General features: G+C 59.4%; 6 protein-coding genes. 4 read left to right on the forward strand and 2 right to left on the reverse strand.

Annotated elements, in window-relative coordinates; genetic code table 11:
* Positions 1-435: 435 nt before the first annotated feature.
* A complete protein-coding gene (locus NW835_RS11345; protein WP_414415329.1) occupies positions 436-1,365 on the forward strand; it encodes a TIGR01777 family oxidoreductase in 930 nt (309 codons plus the stop codon).
* Positions 1,366-1,512: 147 nt separating this feature from the next.
* Here NW835_RS11345 and NW835_RS11350 read toward each other — a convergent pair whose 3' ends face one another.
* Positions 1,513-4,311, reverse strand: a complete 2,799-nt coding sequence (locus tag NW835_RS11350) for an HAD-IC family P-type ATPase (RefSeq protein ID WP_414415330.1) — start codon at positions 4,309-4,311, stop codon at positions 1,513-1,515.
* A gap of 361 nt (positions 4,312-4,672) precedes the next feature.
* On the opposite strand from NW835_RS11350, the gene NW835_RS11355 reads away from it, so the two are divergent.
* The 3 genes from NW835_RS11355 (at position 4,673) to NW835_RS11365 (ending at position 7,417) form a co-directional block, all read left to right on the forward strand.
* Positions 4,673-6,025, forward strand: a complete 1,353-nt coding sequence (locus NW835_RS11355) for an FAD/NAD(P)-binding oxidoreductase (protein ID WP_414372810.1) — start codon at positions 4,673-4,675, stop codon at positions 6,023-6,025.
* 353 nt (positions 6,026-6,378) lie between these two features.
* Positions 6,379-7,071, forward strand: a complete 693-nt coding sequence (locus tag NW835_RS11360) for a hypothetical protein (protein ID WP_414415331.1) — start codon at positions 6,379-6,381, stop codon at positions 7,069-7,071.
* Positions 7,049-7,417 carry a hypothetical protein gene (locus NW835_RS11365; protein WP_414385806.1) on the forward strand — a complete coding sequence of 123 codons (369 nt, stop codon included), beginning with the start codon at positions 7,049-7,051 and terminating at the stop codon, positions 7,415-7,417. Before NW835_RS11360 ends, NW835_RS11365 begins: the two co-directional genes overlap by 23 nt.
* Positions 7,418-7,479: 62 nt before the next feature.
* Here NW835_RS11365 and NW835_RS11370 read toward each other — a convergent pair whose 3' ends face one another.
* On the reverse strand, positions 7,480-9,042 hold the full coding sequence (locus NW835_RS11370; RefSeq protein ID WP_414415332.1) for a protein kinase domain-containing protein: 1,563 nt from the start codon (positions 9,040-9,042) through the stop codon (positions 7,480-7,482).
* Between the last annotated feature and the right edge of the window lie 284 nt (positions 9,043-9,326).

Raw genomic sequence — 9,326 nt, forward strand, 5'->3', positions numbered from 1 at the left:
TCGAACGGGGATCGTTGGCTGGCTGGCAACCAGCGCTCCTTGCCTCCCTGGTCGGACTAGGGATCCCTGGGAGCGACTGGAAAGGGGCAGCCCAGGCCCAGCAACCTGCTCCACCTGTAGAGGCAAGGGGCGAGCCGGAGTGCGGGAAGAAGACTTGGGTGCCACGGGTAAAGGGAAGAAGGTAAGGGGATAAGGAACCGCTGCTGCTGCCAGGAAGCGCAGCTAGGGCTTATTGAAGCCGATTTTCCCAGGTATGTCAGGGGCTGGCCCCAGACTTTTTTCTTTTCCGTCTTTTCAGCGCCAACTCGGCATGGCCTGGGCTGGTTTTGCAATTCCCCCAAGACGACCACGGCCAAGACTGCAGACGCGCTAGGCTAGAGGTTCAAGGGGGGAATGCTCTGCACAGATCCCAGGGAGTTGAAGAAGGGAAGTCCTATGCGCATTGCCATCACGGGCGGGAGTGGTTTTATCGGGCGCCGCTTGGTGGCCCGCCTGCTGGAGCGGGGGGATCAGGTGTTGGTTTTGAGCCGCCGCCCTGAGCAGGCCCGCCGCGTTCTGGGAGCATCCCCCAACCTCAAGCTGCTGGGGTACGATCCCTACCAACCGCAAGCCTGGGCCTCAGCTCTGGAAGGGTACGAGGCCGTTGTCAACCTGGCCGGGGAGCCCCTGGCCTCTTCCCGCTGGACAGAAGCCAAGAAAAGAGAAATCCGCCGCAGCCGCGTGGAAACCACCCAGGCTCTCGTCCAGGCTCTTGCCTCCCTCGACCCAAAGCCCCAGGTGCTGATCAACAGCTCGGCAGTGGGTTACTACGGCTCCCGACCCGAAGGGGATCCCCTAACGGAGGCGGCTCCGCCAGGCCAGGGCTTTTTGGCAGAAGTCTGTCAAGCCTGGGAAGCCGCCGCCCGCCCGGCGGAGGAGCTGGGGATCCGCCTGGCCATCCTGCGCACGGGGATTGTCCTGGGGCCCGCTGGGGGAGCCCTGGCCCAAATGCTTGCCCCCTTTCAGTTTTTCCTCGGTGGCCCCCTTGGCTCTGGCAAGCAGTGGGTCTCCTGGATCCACCGCGACGACTGGGTAAGCCTGGTCTGCTTCCTGCTGCAACAGGGATCCGGTGTCTTCAACGCCACTGCCCCCAACCCTGTGCCGATGGAAGAGTTCTGCCGCACTTTGGGACAAGTTTTGGCCCGCCCCTCGTGGCTGCCGGTGCCGGCGCTGGCCCTAGAACTGCTGCTGGGCGAAGCGGCTCAGGTGGTTCTGACGGGGCAGAGGGTGATCCCTCAGGCCGCGCTGCAGCTGGGTTTCACCTTCCAATATCCCCACTTAAAAGAAGCCTTGCAGCAAATCCTCATTCCCCAGGCCAACCGCTAGGCGCAGCTCTCTGGCAAAAAGCGAGAGGCAGGCCCTCACCGCCCCTTGCCAAAGATCTGGGGAAGACTCTCTGGATCCCAGCCCTAGAAAGCCTCTTGGAGACAGTAGCCATCCCTAGGGTGACTTCAGGCCAGCTGGAGGCACCTTTTAGGCTTTCCTAGGGGAGCGGGCCAGCGAGGCGCCTTCCGGATCCACCCGGTTGGCCAGCGCTGCAACCCCGATCATCGGCAAGCTCACCAGTAGACAGAAGCCCCACTGCGCCCAACTCAGGGGTGCTGTCTCGAAGAGAGTGTTGAACAGGCTCCATTGGCTAAAGAGGATCTGCAGTAGGATGGCCGCCCCAATGCCAATGGCAATAGCTGCCACATCCATCAAGCGTTCGTGGCGCTCCAACTGGCTGGCGCGCCCGCGGCCCAACAGGGTAGGGATAGCCTGGCTAAGGCTGAGCAAGTAGAAGATGCGCCCAATTACCAGCGCCTGAATGGCCATGCTGCGGGCCAGGTTGAGGTTGCCGGTGGTTTGTTCCACGTACTCGAAAACCCCGAAAATCAAGATCCAGTTAAATACCGACACCAGTAGGATGCGCTGCAGCAGCCTAGGAGAGAGCAAATTGGCGTTGGGATCCCGCGGTGGTTGGGTCATCTCCCGCCCGGTGGTGGGCTCGAAGGAGAGCGGCACCGTCATGGTGATGGAGTTAATCATGTTCAGCCACAGCACTTGAATGGCCAAAATGGGCAGCTCGCGGTTGAGGAGCACGCTAAGAAGAAGGGTCATCGACTCTCCCCCGTTCACCGGCAGGATGAAGGCGATGGCTTTAAGGAGGTTGTTGTAAACGGTGCGCCCCTCTTCGACGGCGGCCTCGATGGAGGCGAAGTTGTCATCGGTCAAGATCATGTCGGCGGCAGCCTTGGCCACCTCGGTGCCACCTCGTCCCATGGCAATGCCCACATCTGCCTGCTTCAAGGCCGGCGCGTCGTTAACTCCATCGCCGGTCATGGCCACGATCTGACCCTGCGACTGCAAGGCCTTCACCAGGCGCAGCTTTTGCTCCGGCACCACCCGCGCAAAGACAGAGCCCTCCTTGGCGGCAGTGGCAAACTCCTCTGGGCTGAGCTGCTCCAGATCCCGACCGCTGTAGGCTTTTACCGGTTTGCCGCCGCCCAGGCCCATCTGCTCAGCAATGGCTTGGGCCGTGAGCACATGGTCGCCGGTGATCATCTTGACTTGGATCCCGGCAGTCTGGCAGGAGCGCACAGCGGCAATGGCCTCCGGCCGCGGCGGGTCAATCATCCCCTGCAAGCCCAAGAAAATCAGCCCTTCCTGCAGATCTGAGTGATCCACCTGAGTTTGGCTAGGGGGGACGGCTTTTTGGGCAAAGGCCAGGACTCGCAGCCCCTGCCGCGCCAAGGCCTCCACCTGCTGGCGAATCCGCTCTGCTTCCAAGGGCTGGATCTCCCCTTGGGGACCCATCTGGCTGCCGCAGCGGGGCAAGAGAGCTTCTACGGATCCCTTGACGTAGATACAGTGCTCCTCCGGCCCCAACCGGTGCAGGGTGGCCATGTACTGAAACTCGGATTCAAAGGGGATGCTGTCTAGGCGAGGGCGACGGCGCTGCAGATCGTCTCGATCCAGCCCCCCTTTCTGGGCGGCTACGAGCAGAGCCGCCTCGGTGGGATCCCCTACAACTTCCCACTGACCGTCGTCCTTGGGTTTGAGGCGGCTGTCGTTGCAGAGGCAGCCGGCCACCAGGCAAGCCTCCAAGGCAGGCCATTGGCGAAGTTCGACGGGGGAATTGGCTTCCTGAAACAGGATCTGGCCCTGGGGGCTGTAGCCGCTGCCGGTAACCCGGTAGAGCCGGGATCCGGCGTAGATGGCCTGCACCGTCATCTGGTTTTCCGTGAGGGTGCCGGTTTTGTCCGAGCAAATCACCGTGGCGCTGCCCAGGGTTTCTACCGCCGGCAACTTGCGGATGATGGCATGGCGGCGGGCCATGCGGGAAACCCCAATGGCCAGGGTTACGGTAACTACCGCCGGCAAGCCTTCGGGGATGGCGCTCGCCGCCAGCGCCACTGCCGCTTCAAAGACGCTTGCTGCCGCTTGGCCCTGCACCAGCCCCACCAAAAAAGTGAACGCAGCCAAGGTGAGGATAATTTTCAGCAAGGTCAGGCTGAAGGCCTCAAACTTGCGCGTCAGGGGAGTTTGCAGGGATCCCCCTTCTTCAATGAGCTGGGAGATGCGACCTGTTTGGGTCTGGTTGCCGATGGCCACCACCACCCCCGCCCCTTGGCCAAAGGTGACGAAGCTGCCGGCGTAAGCCATGTTCTGGCGGTCGGCCAGAGGAGTGTCTTCCGGCAGGGATCCCAGCCGTTTTTCCACCGGCACCGACTCTCCCGTGAGGGCCGATTCGTCCACCTGCAAGTTGCGCGCACTCAGCAGGCGCAGGTCGGCGGGCACCCTGTCTCCCGAGCTCAAGAGCACCACATCCCCCGGCACCAGCTCCCGCGAGGGCAGCCGCACTTTCTGCCCCTCCCGCAGCACCGTGACTTCAGTCACCACCGACTTGGCCAGGGCGGCAATTGCCTCCTCCGCCTTGGCCTCTTGGATGTAGCTGATGAGGGCGTTGATCACCACCACCGCCCAGATCACGATGGCGTTGCGCCAGGATCCCAGGAACGCCTTGACCGCCCCAGCCACCATCAGGATATAAAGGAGGGACTGGTTAAACTGCTGCAGAAACTTGACCCAGGCCGGCGTTGCAGCTTTGGCTTTCAGCTCATTGGGGCCGTATTGCCGCTGCCTCTTCTCCACTTCAGCTTGAGAGAGGCCCTTTTCCAACAGCCCCGCCAAAGACATCTCCTCTCCGAGGAGTTCCTGGATGGCTTGCTCCTCCGACAGGGCATGCCAGGCAGGGGCTGGGAGCAGCTCAAGGGATGAAGGTTTAGCCATGATTCGGAGTCTTGAGTTACAACACCGCGAGGGGTGGATGGGCTGCCTGCCCTCCTTATCTCTGATAGCCTAACCAATGCCATGGGCCCTTCCTGGCAAGGTGTCCTTCGGGGGGCTCTTTACCAAGACAAGCGTCAACAACGTTTAAGGAGCCGGCTAAGTTTTGCTTAAAGTTCTCGATAGATAGAAAGGATGAGCATATTCTTATTAGGTAGTATGATTAGCTAGAGCCTGTAGGAAGCCAAAGGGCTTCGGCTGACCTGTCCGGGCTCCTGGACAGGTGAGCTGGCTCTTTTGCTGTTTTTTAATATGGCCAATTGAGCCTAGCGGTTTCTTTTTTTGTTTCCGTTTTGAGGGAGTTATGGTAGTACCGACTACAAAGCCAAGGGAATTGCAAGCCCAGTCAGCAGCAGTGCCGCAAAACGGCGCGCGCTCCGAGGTGCAGGGGGCTGCTTCTGGGAGTTCTCCTACAGTTATTCGCCATCAGATTGTTGTTGTCGGGGGAGGGGCAGCCGGCATCAGCGCAGCCGCCCAGTTGCTGGAGCGCCAGCGCAACCTCGACATTGCCATCATCGAGCCCTCCGACAAGCACTACTACCAGCCCGGCTGGACGCTGGTGGGCGGGGGCATTGCGCCGCTGGCCAAGTTTGTTCGCGATGAAAAAACCGTCATCCCCAGGGGAGCCAAGTGGATCCAGGCGCGGGTGGCCGAGCTGGATCCGGATCACAACCGCGTCATCACCGAGGCCGGCCAAGTTATCGAATACGACTACCTCATCATGGCCCCCGGGATCCAAATTGACTGGCACCTGATCGAGGGTCTGCCGGAAGCATTGGGCAAGGGCGGCGTGACCAGCAATTACTCCAAAGACTACGCCCCCTACACCTGGGAGACCATCCGTAACTTCCAGGGGGGCACGGCCATCTTCACCTACCCCGCCACTCCCATCAAGTGCGGCGGCGCGCCCCAGAAAATCATGTACATGGCCGACGACGTCTTTAAGAGCAAAAGCGGCGTTGGGGTCAACACCAAAGTTATCTTTTGTACTGCCACTCCCACCCTCTTCGCGGTGCCAGAATACAGCGCCGCCCTGGAGAAAGTGGTGGAGCGGCGCGGGATCCAGGTAAAGTTCAAGCACAACCTCAAAGCCATCCGGCCCGAGACGCAGGAGGCCATCTTTGAAGTCACCACCGACAAGGGCAAGGAAGAGGTAAGCCTGCACTACGACATGATCCACGTGGCCCCGCCCATGAGCGCCCCGGACTTTGTCAAGCGCAGCCCCCTCGCGGGACCTGGTGGCTGGGTGGAGGTGGACAAGTGGACGCTGCAACACCCCCGCTACCCCAACGTATTTGCTCTGGGGGATGCCTCTTCCCTACCGACTTCCAAGACGGCAGCCGCAGCCCGCAAGCAGGCGCCGGTGCTAGCGGAAAACCTCTTGGCGGCCATGCAGTCGAAGCCGCTGCCGGCCCGCTACGACGGCTACACCTGCTGCCCCCTGATCACCGGCTATAACTCCCTAATCATGGCGGAGTTTGCCTACGATGGGAAGCTCGCCCCTTCCTTCCCCCTGGATCCAACGCGGGAGCGCTACTCTATGTACCTGGCCAAAGTGCACCTCTTGCCTTGGCTGTACTGGAACCGCATGCTCAAGGGCAAGAAATTTGAGGCGGATATCTTCAAGCCCCTCAACAGGCTGGTGCATCGCTACTAAGGCTCTCCACCCCCCTCACCCCCAGCCCCTCTCCCCGAGGGAGAGGGGAGTTCTTTTACAGAGCTTGCTCGCTCTGCTGCTGTGTTGTCTTAGGTGTTACTGAGAAAGCTTGCTGGAAAAGCTACAAAGCATCTCTTAACGTTAACAACTTTTGAGATGTTCTCCTGGTCTCGGTGAAAGCTGAATAAGCTGAGGAGGAGAGTCTCACTCAAGGGCGTTGTTGCATGGGTTTCAGCGAGGGGGAGCTAGAGTATCTCCTTGATCTCCTTAAAAGGCGAGAGGACGTCATACAGCAGGAGAGAGAGATTCAAGCCATTACTCAGTCTCCAAGAAATTGGCGGAAACGGGATATCTTGCGTCAAGCAAGAGAGTGGGGTTGGGAAATTATCCATCGTCGTGCCAGACATCACACGCAAGCCGTTCTCGGCAATTTGAGGGTTAGTATTCCCGGGCATGGCGACGGCGATTGCTTGGGGATAGGAATAGCTCATAAAGTGTTGAAGGAATTAGCAGAGCCTAAACTCAGAGAACTGCAGCTCCAAAGACAAGATTGTAGCGACTTGCTTGTTAGCTTTCTACTGAGTAGGGGTATTAGCCTTAATTCTTTGCTTGAGTCAAATTTATTAATCGAGCAGATTGAGTCTCTGGAAGAGCAGAACCTTAAGCTTGAGCTTAAAATAGTCGAGACTGAGGAAGCAGCTTTAAGTTTGCTCACCGAGAAAGAGCTTGAAAATCAAAGGCTAGCCAATAGAATAAGAGAGCTTGCGGAAGAGCAGCTTCGAGTCCAGGAGATTGTCAGTCGTGCCATTTTAGATCTGAAGAGACTTAAGCATCTCTTTGACCAGCTTCAGAATGTGGTGGATCACCTTCCCATGCCGGGGGTTAGGAGCTTGCTGCAAAGTTACCTGAACAAGATCATGTCTATTTTTGAAACTAACCTGCCTTCTGCCGGTTCTAGAAAGTTGCTTCCGGAGAACGAGCAGGATATTTACTATCAAGAGAAGTTACCTCTGGAGGATAACCATGGGTCTCATCGAGAGTCTTGAAACGGCAATCGCCGCCTCGCGGCGCAATTATGCCGAGCTCCTTGAGTTGACAGGGCAACTTGTTGCTGAGAGACAACAGCAAGGTCAACGGAATTGGCTACGGCTGAATGCCAAGCCCTGGACAGCAGCGACCCTCAAAAAATCTTTTGCTTCCTTTGCAGCTGCTCGGGCTTACTTTGGCAAGCGCTACGGTGTGAAAGCAAGAGGGTGGAAAGCTCTAGCAGAGCAGGTCAATACCGTTGAGACAGCGCTGATTCACCTGGGGCTGGCTGTTCGTGAAGACCCTCGGGCAGCTTCCCTTTTGGAGAAAGGAGGGAGCGCCCAGCAATCCTCTCCAATTCCTTGAGGAAAGGTGCGGATACTCTCACCTTTTTTCGCCGTTTGCTATCCCAGGGAGAGAAGAGTTTTTTACAGGCAGGCTTTGAACTTTTTCAGTACCGCCCGATCCAGCATCAGCAGCGCTGCGCGTAAGCCACCTGAGTAGCCCCAGAAAAAGCCTACCGGCAGATGGCCCTTGGGCGCTTCCAAGTTGGTTTTGAGCTCCCCGTACTCCAGCCAGCGGCCCTGGATCTGCCAGCCCACTTTCTCTCCCATACACTCTTCGCGGGGCAAGGCCGAGAAGGATCTCGAGCTGAGCCCTCCCCTTTTCTCCGAGTCACACTCCTGCCAGAGCTGCTTCTGGACGGTAAAGCCAAAGCGTCCATGGCTGGCCTGCGTCCAAAGTTGGTCGATTAGCCGCAGCATCGGGCAGGGGAAAGCTTCAACATCCTTGGGATCGAAAAAGCCCACCTGGGAGCGCCCACTGAGTTTAAGCAGCAAAGCCGTCGTCCAGCGATCGGCTTCCCCCCACTGGCCAGCCCGCAGCCGATCCCACAGCCCTTGCAGGGCAGAAGCCGCTTCTCCCACCCAGTCGGGCCAGGAGGGGGTTGCAGGCAGGGATCCCTCTCGACCAACCTCAGGGAAAATCAGGGATCTGGAGCCTGCCTCCCTTTTTGCTGTGGCAGGGGTAGGGGGTGCCACCAGGCGCTCCAGCTCTTCTGCCGAGTGCTGGGCCAGGAGCTGCTCCAGCTCATCTTGAGGTTGCTGGTGGGCCAGAAGCTGTTCCAGTTCCCGCAGCTCTTGAGTGCGGATGGCGGGCTCAAAGGTAGCTGGCTGCTTCTCTGCCGGCAGCAGAGCCAGCCACTCGGCTACCGTTTGCGGGCGATCCTCAGGGTGGAGAGCCATCCCTTTGAGGATGGCGGCCTCCACCTCTTCAGGAATACTGGGGTTGAGGCTGCGGGGGGGATCCAACTGACGGCCTGTAGCCCGCACCGGCGCGCACAAGGGCACCATCCCTGTCAGCAGGGTGTAGAGGGTGGCGGCCAAGGCGTAGACATCGGTGAAGGCGCCGCGGCGGCGCAGGCTGTCGTACTGCTCCAGGGGGGCGTAGCCATCGGTGCCATAGGAGGTGTGGCGTTGGATGAGCCCCTGCGTGTAAGTCCGCGCCAGGCCAAAGTCGATCAACACCGCCTGCCCAGATCCCTCCCGTACTAGGATGTTGGCCGGCTTCACATCGCGGTGCAGGATCCCCTGTTCGTGCAGGGCCATGAGGGCGGATCCCACCTCCCGCGTCAGGCGCAGGGCTTCCGGCAGAGGCAACGATCCCTTTTGGCGCAAAAGCTGGTGCAGAGTCTGGCCGCGAATGTACTCCATCACAATGCACCAGCGATCTTGCTCCCAGATCACCTCTTCCACCTTCACCACGTGGGGATGGCGGCAGCGGGCCAGTTGTAGCGCCTCGTTCATGAAGTTCTGCTGAAGGTGAGGATAGTCGGGATCCTCGCGGAGGCTGTCGTTCAAGACCTTGATAACCACATAGTCAGCGCGGACGCTATCCCAGGCGCGGTAGGTGATGCCGAAGCCCCCTTCCCCCAAAACGGCCTCGACGCGGTAGCGCCCCCCCTGCAAGTGTTGGCCAACTGCCCAAGCCATGTGCGACCTCAATCCCCGCCTCTAGGGCCATTCTGTCACGGGGATCAATAAATGGACGGTCCATAAAACTGCTCGTTGGGGCGAGCGCAGCGGCAGCTCTATCGGCTCAGGGATTATGGTCATTTCAATTCAAATAGCAACGAAACGTTTCTCTACGTCGTTATTGCTACGCAACGCTGTCGCAAGTGCGCCGGCGGCGCGAAGCGCTTGGATCGGCGGCAAGGTGTTTTCACCTGGTTTAACGTAAGGTGCGGAATTCCCCACCGTCTATACGGTGGGGAGGG

This window comes from Synechococcus sp. OH2 (genome assembly GCF_047462155.1).
GTDB lineage: Bacteria > Cyanobacteriota > Cyanobacteriia > Thermostichales > Thermostichaceae > Thermostichus.

Bases quoted from the DNA above. Each gene is read 5' to 3' on its own strand.
- NW835_RS11365 (WP_414385806.1), top strand. From the start codon at position 7,049: ATGGGTCTCATCGAGAGTCTTGAAACGGCAATCGCCGCCTCGCGGCGC.
- NW835_RS11345 (WP_414415329.1), top strand. From the start codon at position 436: ATGCGCATTGCCATCACGGGCGGGAGTGGTTTTATCGGGCGCCGCTTG.
- NW835_RS11350 (WP_414415330.1), bottom strand. From the start codon at position 4,311: ATGGCTAAACCTTCATCCCTTGAGCTGCTCCCAGCCCCTGCCTGGCAT.
- NW835_RS11370 (WP_414415332.1), bottom strand. From the start codon at position 9,042: ATGGCTTGGGCAGTTGGCCAACACTTGCAGGGGGGGCGCTACCGCGTC.
- NW835_RS11355 (WP_414372810.1), top strand. From the start codon at position 4,673: ATGGTAGTACCGACTACAAAGCCAAGGGAATTGCAAGCCCAGTCAGCA.